We start from the raw sequence: 22,771 nt of genomic DNA, 5'->3' as shown, positions 1-22,771 counted from the left end.
TTCTCACTTAAAAACTTGGCATATTCTTTAGTCAAACATCCAAATAATACTGACTATGCTTGAATTATTTTGTTCATTTGCACAATTAGCTAATTTAGCTTTCTTAACTGGCTTGCGATATAAAGCTCGGTCAATCCCGTAAAATCTTGCGTCGAAATGCCCGTCACTTCACTGATTCTATCCAGACGATACCTCAGGGTATTTCTATGAATATACAGAGCCTTAGCACAATCATTGGCATTACCATTGGATTGAAAATACCCCTCTAAAGTTTTTACCAACTGTCCAGATTTGTCTGCCGAAACCAAAGTAGCCATCGCTTGAGCGAGTTGTTCACCTTGCCAAGAGTCGGCTAAAGGAGCGAGTAACACAGGTAAGCGATATTCAGAAAAGCCCAGCATGGTTTGTTCTGGATGGGAGCGACGACCAACAGCAAGCACCTGCTTGGCACTTTGGTAGGAGAGAGGAAGCTGTTGTGCGCCATCAAAACGTTGCCCAATCGCGAGACGGACATCATCAATTTGATTGGTCGTTAAGCGGCGCTGAATGCTATCGAGCACACTTTGGTCGCTATTCGAAGAAGAACGTAAAGACTTGAGAACGACAATTTCATTCATCGACATGATCGCCACCAACGGCTTATCTTCAGAGCGATACAACACGTCAACTAGGTTGCGTACGCTGTTCAAACTAACAGGCGCATTCTCTGCTTTAAGCTCGATCACGACAGCAACTCGGGGGGGGGCTAAATCGATGGAAAGGCGCTGCGCCCAGTCGTGCAGCTCAGAATCACTAAGTTGTTGGTTCAACCATGCTGAGACAAACTCTTCTTGATGGCGCCGACCCCATTGCAATTGCTCCACCAGCGAAGCTTGTTCAATCGTCAGTTCCGCTGTCATCTTCACTAACTGAGCGAACGCTCGGATGTGTTCAGGGTTACCAGTCACACCCACCACGCCAACGACTTCACCTTTAAAGTGCAGCAGCATATTGATGCCCGGTTTCACGCCTTGCAATGATTGGCAACTTTGCTCATCCAACTCTAACGAGTCACCATGATTCAGCGCCAGCACTGCACCATCGTGCTTTTGACCAATACGCTCAGCATCGCCGCTGCCAATAATGGTTCCTGCCGCGTTCATCACATTGATGTTATGACCAATGATCGACATGGTGCGATCGACAATTTGCTGCGCGAGTGTGTGGTCGAGAATCACCATTTCCGTTCCTAAAATCTCCACGATTGAGGCGTCAATAAATCACACTTTGTCTTCTATCGCCATGATATTGAACTGGTATCGACGCTAAAGTGTTATACCGACCAATTAACCTTAAATAAATTATGGCTATTAACCCAAAAAGTCCTTCATCACTGCTTATACTTATAACCGAGCCACCCAAGTTTTTATGCTTGGCGCGACTTGAACCGACAACCAAACAGTGACCGGAGGGAAACCATGGAACTGCGGAACAAGGCGGGCGACATTGCCAAAATTGCTGACAACCTCACCCTGAAAGAAATTACCGAAATGGGCTACACCGTTGATCTATGCGATGAAGCCTTTGATCCAGGCGAGCATTGGAAAGCAGAAGGGCAAACGCAAGGTATGGGCGAATACCCTGAGCAATAGTCTCTAAATACGCTTCTAAAACACAACAACCTTTCAGCCGAGTGAGTCATCGCTCGGCTTATTCGTCATCCAATTGCTCGTAGACCACTTCCCCTCTCAACACCGTCATGAGGACGCGAGCTTGGGCGATGTCTTCCGCTTTCAGTTGGGTGATGTCTTGATCCAATACAGCAAAGTCTGCCGATTTCCCGATATCTATTGAGCCAATTTCCTTTTCTAAACCCAAGCTGTAAGCCGGATGAATTGTGTAGGCATCGATCGCAGCTGAGACATTTGGCAATCCGGTTTCACCCATTACCAAACTATTGGAGATACCAACCAATGGGTTCAAATCATGCACATTCCAATCGCTGCTTAACGTCACGTTAGCTTCGGCATTATAAAGCGCGCGCAGGTTCATCAAGGCTCTGGTTCGCTTAGCACCCAAGAAAGCTTCTGCCCACTGGTGATCATGATAAGCCACATAATCGGAGCCAACTTGAAAGTCTGCCGTGACACCTAACTTGGCGAACCTTGGCACGTCTTTGCTGTTCACCAATTCCACATGCGTCAAAGTGTAACGTCTCTGATTGCCCTGACTGCGCACCTTCTCAATCGCATCGAGTGATTCACGAATACCACCGTCACCGATAGCATGAATATGAGCGCTATAACCCAGTTTATCGAGCTTGCTTAGCCATTCAGGCATCGCTTGTGGCGAAATGTAATTCAGCCCATAAGGAGAATCAGGCAGGTAAGTATCAAGATAAGGCGTAAGGGTTTTGGCAGTACCATTGATGAAGATGCCATCACTGTACATTTTGACTTGGTTCACCAGCAGCAAGCGAGAAGTATCGTCGGACTGAATGCCTTTCAAATACGACAGCTGAGAGTCCATGCTGTCAGTCGGATAGATCCATGGTCGCAAAGAGACACGAGCGGTCAGATCACCTCGTTTTTCACTCTCCTTCCATACTTCATACCAACCTCGCTTCCAGTACATTCGCCCATCACCAATTGTGGTAATGCCGTAGAGCGCGGCTTCTTCTAATCCAGTCAACAAACCTTGGTAGCTAACCGCAAACTGCGCACTCATGCTGTTCCAAGCCAGTTCCATCACTAAATCACCCGCGTTATCGAGCAAGATGCCATTCAACTCACCGGTATCCGGATCTTTGAGAATACGACCACCTTGCGGATCGAGCGTGCTTTTATCAATGTTCGCCGCTTTCAGCGCAACCGAGTTAACCCACATCGAGTGAGAGGTTTGCTCCATTAACACCACCGGCGTCTCAGGAAATACCTCATCGATCACTTCTAAAGGCGTGCGCTGGTTTTCTTCTGACAAGGTCGCATCAAGCGTAAAACCGTACCCCATCAACCATTCGCCATCTTGGACAAACTCTTTACAGCCTTGCAGTTGTGGGATTTGCTCATCCAACAAGGTGCCAGCTTGCAACAAGCACGTACCGCCTGCTTCGGAAGCCGCCTCAAACACATGATTGTGGTTATCGACAAAACCTGGCAACAAGTAGGTATCAGTCAAATCCACCACTTCAGTGCCCTCACCAACCCACATTTGTGCCTTGGCTTTATCACCAACAAAAGCAATCCGTCCATCATGCACGGCAACAGCGTCTGCTTTTGGGTGACCATAAATACCAGCGTTGATGTACACCACGTCTGCGGTTTGCTCAGCAGCATTCGCCCACGCGCTAAATACAGGCAGCAACGCAGCACCAAGAATCAGTCTATGAGGAGTTAACATGACACCTACCGTTGTATTCGCTAACACATTGAGTATATGCAAATTGGTTTAGTTTGCTGTTGATGTCGTAATTTCTGTGGGGTTGGTTTAAAATTACAGAATAATAGACTGTATAACAAGAAGGTGAACAATGCGACTATACGACCAAGGCGATTTATGCCCTCATTGTGGTTTGATCATCATGATGCCAACAGACCTCTCGAACCAATGTTTAGGGTGTGGTAAAGAGATCAATCAGCACCAAGAATCGGATGAAGACGAGTAAGGCGCAGGTCTTACTCTGATTTGCTCGCTTGTGTTTCCTTCACAAATAAGTACATCTCTTCAAGGTAATTGCCATTTGCGCAGCCCCAGTCACTCACTTCGATAAATTCTTTGAGTAATTGATGACTCTCATCGCGAATCAGTTTTTGACGAAATGAGTTCCATCGAGCCAATTCCAAGCAGTTCTTATCAGATACATAATGGTCACCATAACTTTCAATAAGCTTGTTGTAGGCGCTCCAACGTTCTTCTGGCGTCACTCCTTCACTCATAATGACGGCGCAGTTTTCCTCGATATTAAAAACTTGGTCATTGGTTGGTGTTGTCGCTGAACACCCCACCAAGGTTAGCCCCATTATTAGAGCTGCGATTCTTGTTTTCATTATTGTTTTCCTTACTTTCAGCACCACTGCGAAAGACCGGATTTTATAAATAGAGAACGGCCATTACTAATCAAAAACGGAAAAATTTTGTGACTGACGTCTGCACATGTAAAAAGTGCGGTAAATTCCTGTTTACAAGCCATAAACATGACAAATGGATTTCGCATTCCTTTCTGCTGCTCATGCGTGCCATAATCAATGACGATAAAAACCTCAATAAAGCAAACATTTGAAGGATCAAAATGACTGCAACGGAATACCTAAACGATCTCAACCAACGTTACCTCGCTATCCATCGCACCAAAGAAGATTTCTTTTGGGAGACGTACATGGGCATCAGCGACGACCACGATGGTTCGACAAAAGCACAAACCGCTTGGACCAATTTCTTAAGCAACGCCGAGCAAATCTCAGCTATCAAAGCACAACTTGAAGCGACTGAAACAATCGCTGATCCACAAGAGAAGCAACAAACGCAAATTGGTCTGCAAGGCTGGTTAGCAACGTTTGAATCGCATGCGATTGAAGGCGAGCAAGCTCAAGCACAAAAGAATGCTCTGATTGCATTTGAAGCCGAGTTGTTCGAGAAAAAGCAAAACCACGTTCTGACGTTTACCAATGAAAACGGTGAACAAACCGAGGGCTCTTTGCCAGTATTGTCTTCGACCATTCGTGCCAACAATCACGAAGAAGTGCGTCAATCTGCGCACCAAACGCTGCTCGACCTTGAGCAATGGTTGCTGCAAAACGGCTTTATTGAGCTGATCAAACTGCGTAACCAATTCGCACGTTCTTTGGGCTACGAAACCTTCTTTGACTACTCAGTGATGAAGACAGAAAAGATGAGCTCAGAGCAACTGTTCAGCATCTTGGATGACTTTGAACAACGCACGCGTGATGCCCACCTAAGCAGCTTGGCAAACCTTGCAGAGCAAAAAGGTCAAAGCGCACTGACTGGCTACAACTTTGTTTACTCGTTCGCGGGTGATGTCATGCGTGACTTAGACCCGTACGTACCGTTCTCAAAGTCGCTACGTCGCTGGGTGGAATCGTTCGGTCGTCTTAACATCGAATACTCAGGCGCAGAGCTGACGCTAGACCTGCTTGATCGCAAGGGCAAATACCCGAACGGTTTCTGTCATGGTCCTATCCCATCGTTCTACAACCAAGGCGAATGGGTTGCCGCGCAGGTGAACTTCACCAGTAACGCGAAGCCAGACCAAGTTGGCAGCGGCTACGATGGCATCAATACTCTGTTCCACGAAGGTGGTCACGCTGCGCACTTCGCTAACGTGAAGATGAACGCGCCGTGTTTCTCTCAAGAGTTTGCACCAACTTCCATGGCATACGCAGAAACACAATCCATGTTCTGTGACAGCCTGCTGACCGATGCCGATTGGCTCAAACAATACGCGTTGGACGCAGAAGGTAACCCAGTACCGGATGAGATCATTCAAGCGATGATCAACAGCCGTCAGCCATTCAAAGCATACGAAGAGCGCAGCATTTTGGTCGTGCCGTATTTTGAACGTGCACTTTACCAATTAAGCGATGAAGAACTGACGCCAGAGCGCATCACTAAACTGGCACGCGATTGTGAAAAGCAAATTCTTGGTTTGGAATGCAGCCCACGCCCATTGATGGCAATTCCACACCTTCTGTCTGATGAAGCAGCGTGTGCCTACCACGGTTACTTGCTAGCACACATGGCGGTTTACCAGACCCGAGCTTACTTCCTCGACAAGTTTGGCTACCTGACTGACAACCCAGAGATTGGTCCGCTACTGGCGAAACATTACTGGCATGCGGGTAATCACCTATCGCACAACGAGACTATCGTTAGTCTAACGGGTGAGGGCTTTAACGCTAAGTATCTGGCAGACGTGTGTAACCTATCGCCAGAACAAGCATGGGAAGTTCAGCAAAAGAAAATTGCTTCGCTGCAAACTCGTGAACGTGCTTCGGTAGCTTCTTTAAATGCTGGCATCAAAGTAGTGGATGGCAGCAAAGAGCTTGCGAGCAATACGGTCTCAGACGAGCAGATGTGTGAGCAGTTTGAGCGCTACATCGAAGAGACTTACGGTCGATAAGCCAAACCAAGAGCTAGGGGGTTATACTCCTAGCTCTTTTTCTATCAGGGAAGCAACCATGTACCAAGATATCCTGACTTTCTGGTTTGAAGAACTGGAACCAAAAGACTGGTTTGTGAGTAATGCCGACGTCGATAAACAAATCGAAACCCGCTTTCTCACCACATTAGAACAAGCCGCTCAATCTGAATTGTTTGGCTGGCGAGACACAGCGCAAGGCCGTCTGGCAGAGATCATCGTGCTCGACCAATTCTCTCGCAACGTTTACCGCAATACGCCAAAAGCGTTCGCTCAAGATGCTCTCGCGCTTGCCTTGGCACAAGAGGCAATTCGTCTAGGCTTAGACCAAGAATTGACGGACGTTGAACGCAGCTTTTTGTACATGCCATTTATGCACAGTGAATCTATGCGAATTCATGAAGAGGCAGAGAAGCTGTTCAAAGCACTAGGGCGAGAATCGAACTACGAGTTCGAACTAAAGCATAAAGTGATCATTGATCGCTTTGGTCGCTACCCACACCGCAATGCGATTTTAGGCCGTGATAGCACCGTAGAAGAAGTGGAATTCTTACAACAGCCGGGGGCCAGTTTTTAAACACAGCTAGCACAAGATTGAAGTTCGATTATCAATTTATATTTGATAATAAATCAATCATTGTGCTGTTTATCATTTGGTGATTCGCGACTAATCTTTACCTCGTCAACACGATACATCACGATCAACAGAGGATTTCCATCATGGCTAAATTGACTATCGTCGCTAACATCATCGCCAAAGCAGACCAAGTAGAATTGGTAAAAGCCGAGCTACTTAAACTGATTGATGTCACTCGTGCCGAAGAAGGTTGCATCAACTACGACCTTCACCAAGATAACGAAAACCCAGCGCATTTCACTTTCTACGAAAACTGGGAATCACGCGAACTATGGCGCACGCACATGGACAACGAGCACCTAGCGCAATACATGAAAGCAACTGAAGGCGCGGTAGACACCTTCACTCTAAACGAGATGTCGCACATCGCTTAACGCTTTGTACAACGCAGCACACACTAGAAAGCCAGCAACCACCACCTTGCTGGCTTTTTGTTATTCTCTCGCTTGTTCTCTCTTCCCTCTCTTCCGAGCGATTCAAAGCAAGCTTATGAAAACATGAGCAAGATCTGATTATCTCCCCATTAAGACTGGCAAGATTTAAAGCCACTCACCCTTCGCTATATCAAAAGGTTTTGCATGAAGTTAGACGCCGTATTGTGGGATTACGATGGCACCCTAGTAAATTCTGTTCCGAAAAATATCGACATCACCAAAGCGATATTGTCCGTTATAGCACCGCACCTGACCGGGGATAACTTACCGAAATACCTACGCAGTGAAGCAGATTACCATCATGCCAATCACGCGGCGAAAAACTGGCAAGATCTGTACGTAAACTACTATGGTCTGTCCCATGATGAGATGATCGTCGCGGGCACCATGTGGGCTGAGCACCAAGAGCAAAACCAAACACCAGTGAATCTGTTCAGTGGCATTGCTGATGTGGTGAATGCGTTCGAACACCTGCCACACGGAGTCTGCTCTCAGAACTCGCAATCCAACATTCGTAACGTACTCAGCACCAACCAAATCAATGCACCGTTTAAAGCCGTCGTGGGCTACGATGATGTATCTAATGGGCATCAAAAACCGGACCCTTTTGGTGGCATTAAATGCATTGAGTCCATCTTTGGACACTCCGATAAACAACTGCTGATGTACATTGGTGACCACGAGGCAGACACGCAGTTTGCTCGTAATATCGAGCATCACTTAGGTGGCAGCTGCAAAGTGATTGCCGTAGCAGCAGCGTACAGCGGCGCTCAACCAGAGCACTGGAACGCCCAGCCCGATTATGTGGCACATCAAGTGGCAGACTTGCTCCGCATCATTGGCAAGTACGCCTAGCCTCTCTCAATAAACGCAAAGCTAAAGAAACGCACAGCTAAAGCTCTTAAATACATAGCAAGGCAGAAAGCCTTTTGCTCTCTTAAGGCTTTGTGTATCGTACTTGCCTTGCGCCGCTCATTTAGCGCGTAGATGATTTTAAATGACCCACTCCAATATTAAGGTAACGCAATGACCACATGGCCTTGTTTACTCAAACTCGATGGCGACGACGAACTGGTGTATTTGGCTTCGCCAGAGCAGTTAAACGCTGAATGCCAAGCTTTGATTTGGGGTCAGGATGATATTGTGATTGATACACAAGGTCACTGCTTTGCATTAAAAGCGGGTAGCCATAACACGGTGGAATTGGGTCTATTGCCACAAACATTGAACGTGCAGCAAGTGACAGAGCTGATCCAAAAACACGAGTTTGCTCAGGCACAGCGCTGCATCATCAAAATCCATTTTACTTCCGTCCAACAGGCGATTGAGGCCTTAGCTGATTAACAATTGCGCCCTTGCTTTCGTACAACGAAAAATCCCCTCAATAACCATTGTCAGCACCGAAAACCGTGCGTATACTCCGCGCCCGGTTAGATAGGTTCTCCTTTCACGATGAAATGGAACCGAACCAGCTTTCAATCGGCTGCAAAATGGAAACTTGCCCCAAGGAACAGGGCCCAGCGTAACTGTTAGCGTTTACGGGCTTTGAATTCGACTTCGGGTAAAGACAACATTTTGCACTCTCCGCAATGTTGCCTCTGCACGCGTGCGTCTTTTTCACGGCTCGCTCAAATACAGATACAATCGCAAGGTAACATAATGCAAATCATCTTCAGCTTGGCCGGCGTATTGGCCTTGTTGGCGTGTGCTTACGCACTTTCTGATAGTCGTCGCGACATCAACTGGCGCACCGTAATCGGCGCATTCTCTCTTCAAGCCGGTTTTGCGGCACTGGTGCTCTACTTCCCTATCGGGCAATCCATGTTAGGCTCCATCAGCAACGGCGTATCCGGGCTCCTCTCATTCGCAGACGAAGGCATCGGGTTTGTTTTTGGCGAACTCGCAACGGGCAATTTCATCTTCGCAATTCGCGTACTCCCTCTTATCATTTTCCTCTCCGCTATCATCTCAATGCTCTACTACTTGGGCGTGATGCAAGCTCTTATCAAAGTCATCGGTGGTGCTATCCATCGCCTACTGGGTACTTCTCAAGTCGAATCTCTTGCTGCAACCAGCAACATCTTCCTATCCATGTGTGAAGCCTCTTTGGTGGTTCGTCCGTTCTTGGCCAACATGACTCGCTCTGAACTGTTCGCAGTAATGGTTGGCGGTATGGCGTCTGTGGCAGGTTCCGTACTAGGCGGATACGCGGCACTGGGTATTGAACTGAAATACCTTATCGCAGCGAGCTTTATGGCGGCACCGGGTGGCTTGTTGATGGCGAAGATCTTAGTACCAGAACGTGAAGTATCGGCGCATCAAGGCGCGATTCAGCTAGAGAAAAGCGAAGATTCCAACATCGTTGATGCCTTAGCTTCTGGTGCGATGAACGGCGTGAAAGTAGCAGTTGCAGTGGGTACTATGCTGATTGCTTTTGTCAGCGTCATCGCGATGGTCAACGCAGGCTTTGAAACCGTGGGCAACTGGTTTGGCTACGAAGACGTAACGCTGCAATTGATCTTTGGCTACCTGTTCGCTCCACTGGCGTTTTTTGCTGGCATCCCGATGAATGAAATCCTCACTGCAGGTTCGCTGATCGGTCAGAAGACGATTCTGAATGAGTTCGTGGCCTTCCTTGACTTCGTCAACGTGAAAGAAACCCTTTCAGCACATAGCCAAATCATCATCACTTTCGCACTGTGTGGTTTTGCTAACATCGGCTCTATCGCGATTCAGCTGGGTTCGATTAACGCAATGGCACCAGAGCGCCGCCAAGAAGTAGCGAAACTTGGCTTCCGTGCTGTGATTGCTGCGACGCTTGCCAACATGATGAGTGCAGCGCTGGCAGGGTTGTTTATCGCCTTGTAATCACCCTCTCATTCCAATTGAAGCCCACCATCGCGTGGGCTTTTTTGTATGACTCACCGAATACAGAACTTAAAATTCCGGGTTTATCCCATTATTCCTGAGCGTATTTTTGCTAGCCTGTTGGTGAGTGCAATTGGGATAAGGGGAAGTGATGAACAAGGTCGTATTGGTATTTGGTGGATTGGGGAACGCTAAATCGTCTGTGGTAGGTTTGTATGAGAAACTTCTACACACCTTAAGCTCTCGCTTTGATGTCGTCGCCATTGACCCTGCAGTTCAACATCCCAAGTTCTGTGCATCGCAGTTCCAATTCCCTTACTCCGCTCGCTACGCCGATCTTGATGCGTTTCTACTGGCTCACTCACACACTGATGTTGCTGCCGCCTTCGCTTTAACTCCGGTTGGCACACACCTCTCCATTATTGAACAAGTGAGTAATGCACTCGATATTCAAAGCCTGTTGTTTGTGGTTGAGAAGCCGTCCTTCTCCTTGGCTGAAATCAACAAAGGCTTTAACCAAGTCATCCCAGAGCTTAAACGTCGCGGAGCGCAATTTTACTTTATTGATACCGCTTTGGTCTCTCCTTCGTTGGAAGCGCTCTTTGCTGATTCATCTATCGCACTCCCTGATTCTGCCCCGCGCAAGATTATCGCTATTGCAGCCGACAACCCGATCGACAGTCACGAAGCAATCCAAGACTTCCGTTTTGAAAATCGAATTGCGTTACTCAACGCCAGAAAGTTACTTAACTTAACCACCAGCGGCGGCGGAGGTTATGGCTTTGATATGGGCATTCATGCGATTGCAGGGCTAGTTCGCTACCTGCATAAATTCGGTATAGGAGACTCGCAAGTTGAACTGAAACACGTCCGTGCCGAACGTATCAACAAATCGAAATTGGAGTACACACAAGGCGCTGAAACTCATCTCTATGTCGAGGGCGAACTTACATCGACCGAGGGCAATATTGAAGTAGTGATTGAGGCAGGAAAAGCGGGGGATATTTGGGACAGAAGATTAGAGCTGCACTATCCAGAGCGCGTCATCGCAATTGGTTTTGGCACACTCAAGCATCCGCCGTATCTGTGGGAGAGAAGCCCCAATGGCATCAAGAGCACCACATTTGATGTCTCTGGCTCAGGCTATGCGATGCACTTTAACGACATTCTCTGCGCACTTGGTTTTGACGCAGAGCCTTTACTCTCACAACAAGAGAGCGAAGCTTTGATGTCACACTCAATGAACTTGCTGCGCAGCGTATTTGACGCCATCGGCGATACCCATCAAGTTCGCGAGCAAAACATTGCCGAGGTTGAGGCACACACCCCCAAATACCTATAAGAAGCAGAGCTAGAGGTTCGGGCAGAGCTTAGCCGATACCTCAACAGTTTGATTCATTAAATGGGCAACGAGTCAGTATTTCTGGCTCAATTCAATTAAGTGATATAGTTTCTATTCATACCCTTCAATTTGTAAGTTGAATGATAGGAATATCATGATAAATCTATCCCACTTAATCAAAAATGATATGAACCTGCTGATTTGTCTGTACGTTTTACTGCAAGAACGCAGCGTGAGCAGAACCGCAGAGAAACTGTTCTTATCTCAATCGGCCGTCAGTAAACAGCTTACTAAATTACGCCAAGAGTTTGATGACCCCTTATTCGAGCGAGAATCCAAAGGTTTATTGCCGACCCCAAAAGCGCTAGCATTAGAAAGCAAGCTGCAACAAATCCTGATGCAAATTGATCAGCTTCGTGAACCAGAAGAGTTTGACCCAGAACGCTCGACTCGCATTTTCAGTATCGATCTTATTGAAACCGCCTACTCCACGATTTACCCACGTTTTCTACCTCAAGCGTTATCTAGTGCGCCAAAGATCACCATCAAAAGTGCAGATTGGAGCAACAGCAGCATTACTCGATTACAGAGAAGAGAGATCGATTTTGGTGTGGGTATCTTTGAGTTTGATGATCGCTCTAAAACCCATGTCGATACCATCCCTGACACTCTAAATTACGCAGAACTGATGCGTGACACCTCGGCGTGCATCTTGCGAAAAGGACACCCAGCATTAGAGGAAGAATGGAATCTCGACGCATTCTTGAAGTACCGCCATATCCAAGTCATCACTGGCGGTGTGTCTAGCTGGCTATTACATGAGGTGCTCGACACGCAACGCCTGCGCATCGACAACGCCGTCAATATGTCCGACATTTCCAGCGCTGTAAAACTGTGTGAGAAGAGCGACTTGATACTGACTTACCCTTACAAAAGCATCCGCGAGTTCGAAGGTAAATCGGACATAGTGATCAAACCACTCCCAATAAAAATGGAACCAGGTGGGTTCTTTCTACTTTGGAACAAGCAACTCGACAATGACCCAAGCCATAAATGGTTAAGAGAGCTTATCGTCAGTCAGTCTTATGCTTAACTGAAAATAAAATGAGTGATGCCTAAGAAATGCTGATAACGAAAAATTATTATCTTAAAAATTATTGATAATTTCATGTAATGAAAATTTCTCCATATACTCACCTCCATCGAAACGAAACACGAATTAAACACCACAGTTTTTTTGGAGCAGAATTATGAAAATGAATCACGTAGGCATCATGGTTGGCGATATGGACAAAGCAGTAGAGTTCTACACTAAAGCGCTTGGTCTTCGCATCGTAATGAACAACACAAAAGTTATCGAAGAGCGCGAATCAGCAATCGGTCGTATGTGTATCGCCGTATTCGGTGAAGGCTTCAAAGGCTTCAACATCGCTCACCTAGTGACATCTGACGGCATCGGCGTTGAGCTATTTGAAATGAAAGAGCGTCAAGAGCGTCACGAAGTAGACTTCTCTCGCCTAGGCATCTTCCACTTCTGTCTACAAGTAGCGAAAGAGCAGTTCCCACAAACTATCAAACGTATTGAAGAGTTTGGCGGTAAAGCTCGCATGGACATCATGCGCTACCACCCAGAAGACGACAGCAAACAAGCTCAAATGATCTACATGGAAGACCCGTTTGGTAACCTATTCGAGCTTTACTCACACACTTACGAAGAAACTTACGCGTCTGATTACGAATAATTGAATGCTTAAGAATCAGAAAGGGTTGGCCTAGTGCCAACCCTTTTTTGTTTTTGGTTAGTTTTGATAAAACAACCCCTCCTAACCTCCCCTTGGCTTTAACTTCGGAGAATTCCGGTAAAGGAGAGGAACTGTCGGAGCGTGTTAAAGCGAGATTCTTGATGTAGCCTAGGCTCGTCGAAATCACACCAAAAGCTTGGAACGAAATAGGATAATGCACCAAAGGACAGCCCTCCCCCTTGGACAAGAAATGCAAATGCTGAGCAAACCATGTCAATACAAGGGGGAGTTGGAGGGGGTTGCTAGTGAGAAACACATAACTCCAAGAGACTACATCAGAAAAATCCCAAGATAAATGATAGCAACAACGCCAAGTAAAAACTCAGAAAATGGCTCTCTAACGATTGGCGATTGAATGAAACGGCTCAATCGATTCGATATTGCGAATTCACTTCCGCCCCAATCTAAACTCTTTAAGTTGAAACACAGACTGAGGAAAAGAAGGTGACTGGCTGTCACGATGCGGGCGTGGAAGAAATCCTCCGCACCAATTGCAATAACAAAAGACGCAATGTGGCAGATAGCCAACGTCAGTTTTGGCAACACAGAGCGATATTCGACAAGCAGCAATTGCGCCAGCCACAAACCGTAAATCACTTTTAATTGCCAAGGAACAGGCTCTCCAAATAAGACGATCCTCCCCTCTCCTTGCAGTGTGGTTTGCATCCCTGAATGTACCCAGTAGGCGATCGCCGCAGCCAGTACCATCGATATAAACATCGACAAATAAGCCCGCTTTTTCAACTGCACCAATAAAAACCCCGCTGACTGGAGAACGAAAAATACGACCAAACCCTTATCAACATGTTCGATGCTAACCCATTGACTCACCGCTAAAAAACACAACACGTTAAAACCAGTTTCTAAACAGAGGATTCGCTTTATCTCTCCTGAATTTTCGACCGGTTGCGTTAACGGCCAGAACACCACAGGTAATAGCACTGTCAATGCTAACGCGAGCCAAATCGAACTTTGCACTAGTAGATAAAAACCACTGCTGTACACCAAACACAGCAACAGAAAGAGCCCCGATGACAAGGGTGAATAAATTCGGGACTTCATTGGCACATCTCATGTTCAGAGTCTGCATACTCGGCTAAATCCGCCGAGCATAAATTAGCGGTTTCTATACATCGCTCCAACGTAACTGGTACTCGCCAAGTTTGGCGGGGATCAGATAAATACTCACCGCTTAAAAAAACGTTAGAAAAGTTTTTCACTGCTGTTGTGAGCGTATTCTGAGTGGTAGGTTGAGTGAGGGCGTGTTGCAAAACCCACTGTCGAGGCTGCCCACGCTCATTGATAAAAACATCACCATGAAAGTACTCTGAGTACAAAGTGTCTAGCTCTTGAGGTGTAACTATTTTTGCCCCAAGGCCAACTCTAAATCCTTTGTAAGCCGAATGTTCGAGTAGGTCTAGTTGCCCAAAAAGCTGAAACAATAATTCATCTTTTACTTGCTCTTCAGTACAAGACAGCATTGGCTTTTGATACAAAAGCCCAAGTGCATCATCAAGCTTAGTCGCGGTTACCGATAAGCACGTCACCTCACCTCGAGATGTGTTTCTGGTGGTCACGTGATAGCTCAATCCCCAGGGAGAATCGAGGACTAAGCCAACCGTTCTATTTTTGAGTTCAGCAGGGATACGAGAAAAATAAAACTGAAAACCGTGGCTCAAGACGTAATCATAACTTAATGCTGAACTGGTTTCTGAAAGTAAAGAGTGAATAACATGAGCCGGAAGCGCAAAGACATAATAATCGGCGAGAACGGTACAGTCATTGTGTAGTCGCACACCATCCACTCGGGTCCGTGCTTTGTTTGGATAGATGGCCTTCGCTTTGTAGCCTAAGTAAAACTGAACACCCTGCTTTTGGAGATGGTGAGTCAACGGGTTAATAAGCGCGTCACTAATGGGTTTGCGCATTCCCAAGCTGTAGGCGTCTGGTGCCAAAGTATGCAACTCGCCTTCTTTATTGTTGAGTAAATCCAAAATCGCCAATGCTGGCGTATCATCAGTCGCTCCAATCCAACCTAGCAAGACTGAACGAAGGAAAGCGGCAAGGTGTGGCCTTGAGTCGTAGCAGAAGAAATCTCTAACGGAAACACCGAGTAACTCCTCTGTAGAATACGTTTGCTGCAATCGTTGCTTAAACCAAAACGTATCAGTTAGAGGAACTTGAGCATAATGCATTGAATAGGCGGACTTTGCGTCATCCCACAGTTTTTCTAAACGCGTAAAATAACCACGCTGAAACTGTATGGTTTTGCTACTTTGTGCCCAAGAAAATTGCACGATATTCTGAGGGTAAAGCGAGTCTAAACAAGAGCCAGCCCCTGAAGGAATTTCTTTAAGAAAATTAATGAGGTTGTGGTTTTTTGCGAAGAACTGCCGATGAGTAAGTTCATGAACCCTCCCCCCTTCATCTACCGTTCCGATACACTTTCCTCCGGTGTATAGCTCCTTGTCGTAAACAGAAACCTCAAAATCTCGTTTTATGCAGTTATGAGCCACAGTTAAGCCAGAAATTCCAGCACCGAAAATCGCCACTTTGGGACGCGAAGAGCCCGTGCAAGCACAGGCCTTCTCCCCCCTTTTATTCGAAGAGTAAAAAGTCATGTTCTCTCCTCGAACTATCGATGAAAGTTGACATGATTCGCGATCTCTAATCGATATAGATCGTAGTTCGGAAGTTGATTCAATACCGTACTGATGTCGAGCTCAAATGGACTATTCGCCAGGGAACGACACATAATCAGATCGTCACCCACAATCATCACTTTAGGTGTCGCACCTTCCCACACAAGCTGGGCTGAGAGGTTTAAGTCATTGATATTAATCCCACAGTCGTAAGTGCGAGAACGCAAAACACCATTTTCTACTTCGTACCCACCAACCAACACAATGGGATTCTGCACAGTAGGAAAGACAATCGCGTCATTTCCTCCAGCAGCTTGCTCGGTTGGGAAAGTAATCGCGTCTTCAGCGTGAACAAAAGAAGCAGCAAGAAGGGTCACGAAGCCAAGAACGTTTTTCATTATAATTTCTCCATTTTTATATTTATAGCGGGAATATTCCCAAATGAGAATTTATATCAAATCCGCACTTACGACCATTGGCTTAAGGATTTTAATTTTGTAAGAAATGCGCCATAGTCCAAAAATGCCGAACAAAAGATAAACCTGATAATTATCAGCATCTTGAATAAACAAAATGAATACTAAACAGAAAATTTTAGAAGCTAATACAACAAATATAGAAAGCCAGATATTGGAAAGGTTTTCGAAGGTTGGACAAAAACAAAAATAAACCCGATTAATTACATAAACTTTAAATAATAAAAGACACAAATAGTTTTTCAATGAGTTTACTTAGTAACACATTGAACATTAAAATTTTATAAAACAGGCTAATCTCTCACTTAAACTTACGACAAGGTAACTTGACCTAAACTTTCGAAGTAGTTTTTACGAAGAAGAAAAGAGGGTGCTAGAGGCGGATTTGTTCGATGTGGATTGACCCAGAAAGGGAAGCTGCAACCGTATTGCCACAGAAAGCATATGACCACCATACAAAGCGTGAAAACAAAAAGGCTTGGTATCAACCAAGCCTTTTGAATTTCACGATTACTTCGTCACGCGACATGCACTTTGGGATATCTCGTTGACGATCAAAATCGCTTCGTCACCTTTGGTGTGCAGAACTAACATTTGGTCATCAGACATATATTTTGCGCCAGATGCAGAGCGAACTTGTTTGAGTTCAATCTCTCTCTCGTCATCAACGGTGATCATCGCTTTTTCCTGATCAAAGCTAGCTGCAAACTGATGACCATCATCACACTGGTATTGATACTCTGGCGCGGTAGAGGCACAGCCACCAAGCGCAAGCAAACCACCTAATGTCAGTGCGATTTTTGCCTGCTTAGCGATCATTCTTCAGGTGCCCAAACGCGAATGTTCACGTCCAAATCCGCCGGCGCGTAAACCACAACAGGAAGCTTGCTGTTGTAACGGTAAAGGTCGCGTGTTGGCATTTGAATGAAAGTCTCTACCTTCTCCATGTCTTCAGGACAAGCCATTAGTGTAGAGATTCCGCCTGCTGGAGAAGCGTCAACTTGGTAGTAAGTGTAACCCCAACCTTCTAGCGAATGCTCACTCACACTGCCGCCCAGAGAAACGCGGTTACAGTCTGTTTCCATCATTTTACCTACCACAAGCTCAACGCGCTTATCTGCCTCGTTGCTTGCTGGGTCTACATAGAAAACGTGCTTCGTCATGTTCTCCATCTCTGGGAACATCTCTGCCGATGGGCGAGATACGTCATTTGCTGAGTTCATTGTCGAACATCCGCTCAGTGCCAATGCACCTGCGGCCAACCAAACTGCTTTCATCGTTTTTTCCTTTTTCATATGGATGGGCATATTGTAATGGGGAACGCCAACTTATTGTGAAAGTACGGTTTAAATTGAGGTCTACTCTCACAATTACGACGTCAATGCGGAATCAGGCTCGAATGCCCAACTCAGCCATCAAAGATTCAATGGATTGATTCAGCCATTGTGTCATTGGTTCATTTCTTCTCTTGGTGCTGTAAACATAGCCAAAATTGCCTTCTAATGTTGGTAACTCCTGCGCAAAATCGAGACCAACAAACCGCGCATCCAATTGCTCAATAAGGTATTTGGAACATGGGAAAAGAATGTCGCTTTCAGATACTAGGTTAAGAATCGTATTGATATGGCTCGTTCTAAGCTGAATCCTAGGCACTACAGACAAGGGGTGAAGTAAACGGGAGATATGCACTTCTTTTTCGTTCCAATGGGGAATGATGTGTACAGCAAACGATGCCGCCTTGAGATCATCCAGTTGAACCCGCCTTCCCTCCAATGGATGCCCGATGCGGCCAGCCAGAGCGAAATGGTCTTTGCCGCCCTTCTTCTGCACTAGGAATTTAGGTAAATCCATCGGGAAATAGTTAATGCCAAAGGCAATCTCTCCAGCATCAATTTTCTCGGGCGTCGCTTCTGTCCAATCCTCAATCACCAAGTTCATTAGTGGAGCTTCCTTGGCAAGAAACTGAGTCAAAGGGGCAGAAAACCACTGAGCGATAGAAGCATTTATCGCAATGCGCAGGTTGGCTTTTTCGGTGCTTGGGTCGAAGCGCTCTTCTGTATTGACCAACGCTTCGATGTCATGGATGAGGCCAGAGAGCTGAGTTTTAAGCTCTTCTGCTTTTGGGGTGAGCTCCATCACCGCTCCCTTTCTCACCAAAATATCATCATTGAATAGCTCACGAATCTTTCTTAAGTTTCGGCTCACGGCGGGTTGGCTCGTACAGAGCCGCTCTGCTGCGACGGTGGTATTTTGCGTTTCGAGAATGACCGACAATACCTTCAACAAGTTGTAATCAAATCCAATCACGCTCAGCACCTTTTCTGCATTTTGACCAACTCTATAACAATAATGGTATGAGCTAAATACCACCAATTCATTTCTGTCATAGCGCGGACAAAATTTATAGTGAGTGCATTCACCACACACTATTTGGATGATGTCAGCTATGAAAAAGAAACTTCTTATCACCTTGTTGGGTTTGTCTGCACTCGGCGCTCAACCTGCCCTTGCCGATACGGCCAATAGCGAACTCGCGAAAGATGCCTACATTTATGGATACTCGATTGATGAGGCGTACAAATTCTTCTACCACACTGCGGTAGAAAATGATTACCCACTCAATCGCTTTCAAAACATTCGCGGCTTGGCCGATGACACCTATACCGCGCACCCGACCATCAACAACGACACACTCCACTTGATGGGCTGGTTAGACGTTGCTGCTGAACCCGTTATCGTCAGCGTTCCAGATATGGATGAAGGACGCTATTGGATATTGCACACCATGGACATGGGTCACTACACCAACGCGGCATTCAGCTCACGAACGCGTGGCACAGAAGGTGGCCAATTCATGTTTGCGGCCAACGATTGGCAAGGTGAGGTTCCGGATTCCGTCGATGAGGTGATTCGTGTCGACAGTAACCTAGTGAAGCTGATGGGACGAATCATGGCGCTGGGTGGCGAAGACACGAAAATCGCACTCGATTATATGGATCAATGGACTATCCGCACCTTGTCTGAGTACCTAGGTCAAAACGGACCGAAACCCGTGCAGCGCACCTACCCAGATCCGAAACATTCGACTTGGCTGGAGCGTGTTAACTTCGTCCTTTGCGATGGCACGATGGGTGATGCTGATAAACAATGGTTAGAAAAATACCAACCTATCGGTGTCGAAGCTTGTAAAACCGACTTCACGCCTGAGCAATTGAAGCTTGCCAAAGCAGCAGAAAAACAAGGCATGCAGCGTATTATCGAGTTGGCACCGAAAGTCACGGATGCCCGTCAGATACTAGGCACGCGCGACACCCTTGGCGATACCCCACGCGAAGTCTTTGCTGAGGGCACGTACCTTGGCCAATGGGGCTTGCCACCTATTGAAGCGTCTTACCGCAAGACGGATTTTGATACCAAAGGGGAAAAGCTGGATGGCTCTAAGCATGACTACGTGATGCGCTTTAAAGCCCCAAATGTCAGTGAGTTTTGGTCGGTAACCATTTACGGTAGTGATAACCGTTTGATGGCGAAAAACGCCTTAAACCGACACAGTCGTGGGGATCGCAGCATGAAGCCTGATGCAGATGGTTACTACACCATTCACATGAGCTCTGACACGAAAAGCAATGCGGATGACCCGAATTACTTGCCAGTACCAGAAAAACCGTTTTACGCCATCATGCGCTTCTACGGTGCGGACGAAGCGATTCAAAGTGGCGAATATCAGATGCCGGAGATCGCCCCAGTCGAGTAAGCGCTGCGATTAATCCGTGAAGCAAAGATTGAAACGTTACTCTTTGGAGTAGCGTTTCATGTTTCTCGGTCACGTCATTACGTGCTACTTGCTCCAGACCAATGACAAGGTTATGGTTTGAAGCCATATTTGGTCGACGTTCAAGGAAGAGAGAATGACCACCTACCTTGCTGGCTTTACGCTCGGCATATCACTGATTCTTGCTATCGGAGCGCAAAACGCCTTTGTGCTGAAACAAGGCATCAAACAGCATCATGTGTTTCTGGTGTGCTTTATTTGTGCACTCTCCGATGCGATTTTGATTTCCCTTGGAGTGGCGGGCTTTGGCTACTTGGTGAAGCAATTTCCCTTGATTGAAACCATCGCGCGTTACGCTGGTGCTGCGTTCCTAACTTGGTATGGTCTCAGCAGTTTACGCTCGGCATTGACGCAAAAACACGTGATGAATCCTGAAGGTGATGCCTCCAAAAGTGCATGGCAAACCGCTCTGTTCTGCTTGGCATTCACTTGGTTAAACCCGCATGTTTACCTTGATACCGTTGTGCTATTAGGATCGATTTCCACCCAGTATGAACCACACAAATGGCAGTTTGCAGTGGGTGCGGTATCGGCTTCCTTCGTGTTCTTTTTCAGCCTTGGCTATGGCGCTAAATTGCTGATCCCCATCTTTAAGCACGCTCGCTCTTGGCAGGTTCTTGAGTTCATTATTGGCTTTGTCATACTGGCTCTGGCGATCAGCTTGCTGGTTTAGTGCGTATACTTTTCTCAATGCTCGAAAAAGGAACACGTCATGGCAAACCAGCGTAACCCCATTGAAATCAAAGCCCTCGACCACGTGGTATTGAGAACGGATAATCTCGATGCGATGCTCCGTTTCTATCGAGATCTATTGGGGTGTCCTATCGAGCGGGAGTTACCCGACTTAGGGCTTACACAGTTACGTGCTGGCACAGCCATCATTGATTTGGTAACGGTTGAGAGTGAACTCGGAAAGTTAGGCGGTAAATCGCCAAGCCAAGATGGCCGCAACCTCGACCATTTCTGCCTGCAAATTGCGCCTTTTGAAGAGTCTGAGTTGCTTGAATATCTTCATCAACATAACGTCCACGTTGAAGAGTTTGCCGAACGATATGGTGCTCAGGGCTTCGGTCGCTCTGTGTATTTAGAAGATCCAGAAGGCAATGTGGTCGAGCTTAAACCACAGAAATAACTCGTTGCTATTCCTAACTTTATTTCCTCATTTTATCGGTTAAAAGCGGCTTCCAATTAAACCGTTTCGGCGTAGATTACGTATGTGTGTTCCTAAGCTTAAATAGGCAACTTTGATTAGGAACACACCATGACACTCAGCGACGACGCACTATCCAGAATCATAGAAATGGCATGGGAAGACCGAACCCCGTTTGAAGCCATTGAGCATCAATTCGGCCTGAACGAAAATGGCGTTATCAGCCTGATGCGTCGCCACCTCAAACCCCGCAGTTTCAAGCTTTGGCGTCAACGTGTATCTGGACGCAACACCAAACACTTAAAACTGCGCTCACCAGACGTGAACAGAGGCTATTGCCCAACGCAGTACAAACAACGTTGAGCCTCTCGGCCAAGCCTTTAAACTCAAGTGTTCTGTTCCTAGACCATAAAGTAAGGCGCACTGTCTCGCATGAACTCCGCCATGGAGGCAAGGTAGTCCCATGTTTCGCGGTAGGTGTGGTTCATGCATTGCGTGAAGGCTTGGCACAATGACGGATCTTCTTCCAACCACTGGCTAACGTGTTGCGCCGTGTAGGAAACCTGCCTCACCTCATCATCTAAAATCTGCTGAATGGTCGGTCGCATCTCTTTCAAATACGGAATATCCGATTGGTCAATAAAACTCAGTTGAGAAACTAATAGACACCAAGAACGAAGTTCGACGGAGTGAGCTCGGAAAAGATGGATTTTAATGTCGTCGTAAAAGTTGCTCACATTGCTGAAATCACTCGACTTTTCTTCTTGGTATACCTCGGTTTGGTAACCCGTTAATGGGATCAAACTGGCGTACATGGCCGAGTGGTTTCTGTCGTTTTGGCAGTGATGCATGATTTGCTGCTTCATTTCCCCTTGCGCATAACGATTGGCAATCATTTTGAGTCGCTCTGCGCCCTCTTCTTCGTTGATGGCATTGTGCAGCAAGTAATACGCCATGGTTTGTTTGCTCTGGAATATTTCTCCAGTGAGCTTGCCCATCGCTTGAGGTGTAAGTGAGGAATCGGAATGTAGGTAGCTTGCAATAGAGGCTTTGTACTCTTTAGAGGGTACAAAGTTATTGTCTTCTAGCAAGTTATAAAGGCTGGTCTGTAAACAGTTCATGTCACCTTCCTTGATGGTGCTGCGTCGCAACACGTCATGCTGACTACTAAGAAAGTGAGGTATTTATCAATACGCTCCTTAGAATGAGGTAGATTCAAGCGGAAGAGTAGAGTTTAGGAATGATTTCGGCTCGGAGCGGCTGGCCAGCGGCGAGGTTAGGACAACTCTTAATGCTTTCGTATGAATATTTAACGACCTCATTGATTTATGAAGGATATATTTTGTTACAAAACAGTTAAACGATCATTTTATAAATGTTATGTATCGAAAATAGACAGAACGAAATGCGGGGTGGTTAACTATTGGTTTTTAAAGGAAAGTGGCTTTGTAGCGC

General features: G+C 46.4%; 25 protein-coding genes. 15 read left to right on the top strand and 10 right to left on the bottom strand.

The annotated features are described in order from the left end of the window. Positions 1-89: 89 nt before the first annotated feature. A complete protein-coding gene (locus tag H735_RS13225; RefSeq protein ID WP_020195138.1) occupies positions 90-1,220 on the bottom strand; it encodes a sugar diacid recognition domain-containing protein in 1,131 nt (376 codons plus the stop codon). Between the two features lie 237 nt (positions 1,221-1,457). Between H735_RS13225 and H735_RS31385 the strand changes: the two genes are divergently transcribed. Continuing rightward, positions 1,458-1,631 (top strand): hypothetical protein, encoded by a 174-nt coding sequence (locus tag H735_RS31385; protein WP_009706819.1) that lies wholly within the window; start codon positions 1,458-1,460, stop codon positions 1,629-1,631. A 58-nt stretch (positions 1,632-1,689) separates the two neighbouring features. Here the strand turns inward: H735_RS31385 and H735_RS13220 are convergent, their stop codons facing one another. Then, positions 1,690-3,378: an amidohydrolase gene (locus H735_RS13220; protein ID WP_020195137.1), complete on the bottom strand. Its 1,689-nt coding sequence runs from the start codon at positions 3,376-3,378 to the stop codon at positions 1,690-1,692. A 130-nt stretch (positions 3,379-3,508) separates the two neighbouring features. Here H735_RS13220 and H735_RS31900 point away from each other — a divergent pair, with 130 nt between their 5' ends. Continuing rightward, positions 3,509-3,643 carry a hypothetical protein gene (locus H735_RS31900; protein WP_020195136.1) on the top strand — a complete coding sequence of 45 codons (135 nt, stop codon included), beginning with the start codon at positions 3,509-3,511 and terminating at the stop codon, positions 3,641-3,643. Positions 3,644-3,653: 10 nt separating this feature from the next. On the opposite strand, the gene H735_RS13215 is transcribed toward H735_RS31900, so the two are convergent. After that, positions 3,654-4,025: a hypothetical protein gene (locus tag H735_RS13215; RefSeq protein WP_020195135.1), complete on the bottom strand. Its 372-nt coding sequence runs from the start codon at positions 4,023-4,025 to the stop codon at positions 3,654-3,656. 242 nt (positions 4,026-4,267) lie between these two features. On the opposite strand from H735_RS13215, the gene H735_RS13210 reads away from it, so the two are divergent. From H735_RS13210 to H735_RS13170, 9 genes are all read left to right on the top strand, one after another. Beyond that, positions 4,268-6,115 (top strand): M3 family metallopeptidase, encoded by a 1,848-nt coding sequence (locus tag H735_RS13210; protein ID WP_020195134.1) that lies wholly within the window; start codon positions 4,268-4,270, stop codon positions 6,113-6,115. A gap of 58 nt (positions 6,116-6,173) precedes the next feature. Then, entirely contained in the window at positions 6,174-6,710 is a 537-nt protein-coding gene (locus H735_RS13205; protein ID WP_020195133.1) for a DUF924 family protein, read from the top strand. Positions 6,711-6,853: 143 nt separating this feature from the next. Further along, positions 6,854-7,144 (top strand): putative quinol monooxygenase, encoded by a 291-nt coding sequence (locus tag H735_RS13200; RefSeq protein WP_005435368.1) that lies wholly within the window; start codon positions 6,854-6,856, stop codon positions 7,142-7,144. Between the two features lie 204 nt (positions 7,145-7,348). Beyond that, on the top strand, positions 7,349-8,059 hold the full coding sequence (locus H735_RS13195; protein ID WP_020195132.1) for an HAD family hydrolase: 711 nt from the start codon (positions 7,349-7,351) through the stop codon (positions 8,057-8,059). Between the two features lie 171 nt (positions 8,060-8,230). After that, positions 8,231-8,548: a DUF4144 family protein gene (locus H735_RS13190; RefSeq protein ID WP_020195131.1), complete on the top strand. Its 318-nt coding sequence runs from the start codon at positions 8,231-8,233 to the stop codon at positions 8,546-8,548. 315 nt (positions 8,549-8,863) lie between these two features. Then, on the top strand, positions 8,864-10,072 hold the full coding sequence (locus H735_RS13185; RefSeq protein WP_020195130.1) for a NupC/NupG family nucleoside CNT transporter: 1,209 nt from the start codon (positions 8,864-8,866) through the stop codon (positions 10,070-10,072). 151 nt (positions 10,073-10,223) lie between these two features. Next, positions 10,224-11,414, top strand: coding sequence for a hypothetical protein (locus tag H735_RS13180; protein WP_020195129.1), 1,191 nt, complete (start codon positions 10,224-10,226; stop codon positions 11,412-11,414). Between the two features lie 154 nt (positions 11,415-11,568). Next, a complete protein-coding gene (locus H735_RS13175) occupies positions 11,569-12,507 on the top strand; it encodes a LysR family transcriptional regulator (RefSeq protein ID WP_020195128.1) in 939 nt (312 codons plus the stop codon). 157 nt (positions 12,508-12,664) lie between these two features. Further along, entirely contained in the window at positions 12,665-13,156 is a 492-nt protein-coding gene (locus tag H735_RS13170) for a VOC family protein (RefSeq protein WP_005428296.1), read from the top strand. A 330-nt stretch (positions 13,157-13,486) separates the two neighbouring features. On the opposite strand, the gene H735_RS13165 is transcribed toward H735_RS13170, so the two are convergent. The 6 genes from H735_RS13165 to H735_RS13140 all read right to left on the bottom strand — a co-directional run bounded on the left by H735_RS13165 (position 13,487) and on the right by H735_RS13140 (position 18,641). After that, entirely contained in the window at positions 13,487-14,278 is a 792-nt protein-coding gene (locus H735_RS13165) for a hypothetical protein (protein WP_020195127.1), read from the bottom strand. After that, the gene (locus H735_RS13160) at positions 14,275-15,837 is read right to left on the bottom strand and encodes an NAD(P)-binding protein (RefSeq protein ID WP_020195126.1); all 1,563 of its coding nucleotides are present in this window, start codon (positions 15,835-15,837) and stop codon (positions 14,275-14,277) included. Before H735_RS13160 ends, H735_RS13165 begins: the two co-directional genes overlap by 4 nt. A 14-nt stretch (positions 15,838-15,851) precedes the next feature. Next, the gene (locus tag H735_RS13155) at positions 15,852-16,256 is read right to left on the bottom strand and encodes a hypothetical protein (protein WP_020195125.1); all 405 of its coding nucleotides are present in this window, start codon (positions 16,254-16,256) and stop codon (positions 15,852-15,854) included. Positions 16,257-16,844: 588 nt separating this feature from the next. Then, on the bottom strand, positions 16,845-17,153 hold the full coding sequence (locus H735_RS13150; RefSeq protein ID WP_020195124.1) for an MliC family protein: 309 nt from the start codon (positions 17,151-17,153) through the stop codon (positions 16,845-16,847). Beyond that, positions 17,150-17,611, bottom strand: a complete 462-nt coding sequence (locus H735_RS13145; protein WP_020195123.1) for an ecotin family protein — start codon at positions 17,609-17,611, stop codon at positions 17,150-17,152. The genes H735_RS13150 and H735_RS13145 overlap by 4 nt, the downstream gene beginning before the upstream one ends. A gap of 112 nt (positions 17,612-17,723) precedes the next feature. Next, positions 17,724-18,641 (bottom strand): LysR family transcriptional regulator, encoded by a 918-nt coding sequence (locus tag H735_RS13140; protein WP_020195122.1) that lies wholly within the window; start codon positions 18,639-18,641, stop codon positions 17,724-17,726. A gap of 139 nt (positions 18,642-18,780) precedes the next feature. Here H735_RS13140 and H735_RS13135 point away from each other — a divergent pair, with 139 nt between their 5' ends. From H735_RS13135 to H735_RS13120, 4 genes are all read left to right on the top strand, one after another. Beyond that, a complete protein-coding gene (locus tag H735_RS13135) occupies positions 18,781-20,088 on the top strand; it encodes a DUF1254 domain-containing protein (RefSeq protein WP_020195121.1) in 1,308 nt (435 codons plus the stop codon). 154 nt (positions 20,089-20,242) lie between these two features. Then, positions 20,243-20,839: a LysE/ArgO family amino acid transporter gene (locus tag H735_RS13130; protein WP_020195120.1), complete on the top strand. Its 597-nt coding sequence runs from the start codon at positions 20,243-20,245 to the stop codon at positions 20,837-20,839. A gap of 39 nt (positions 20,840-20,878) precedes the next feature. Beyond that, positions 20,879-21,298 carry a VOC family protein gene (locus tag H735_RS13125; RefSeq protein ID WP_005428272.1) on the top strand — a complete coding sequence of 140 codons (420 nt, stop codon included), beginning with the start codon at positions 20,879-20,881 and terminating at the stop codon, positions 21,296-21,298. Between the two features lie 129 nt (positions 21,299-21,427). Continuing rightward, entirely contained in the window at positions 21,428-21,679 is a 252-nt protein-coding gene (locus tag H735_RS13120) for a TIGR03643 family protein (protein ID WP_005428362.1), read from the top strand. 38 nt (positions 21,680-21,717) lie between these two features. Here the strand turns inward: H735_RS13120 and H735_RS13115 are convergent, their stop codons facing one another. Next, positions 21,718-22,437, bottom strand: coding sequence for a hypothetical protein (locus H735_RS13115; RefSeq protein ID WP_020195119.1), 720 nt, complete (start codon positions 22,435-22,437; stop codon positions 21,718-21,720). Positions 22,438-22,771 lie beyond the last annotated feature (334 nt).

Source organism: Vibrio owensii CAIM 1854 = LMG 25443, assembly GCF_000817815.1.
Lineage (GTDB): Bacteria > Pseudomonadota > Gammaproteobacteria > Enterobacterales > Vibrionaceae > Vibrio > Vibrio owensii.
This window is presented reverse-complemented; position numbering and strand designations above follow the sequence as displayed.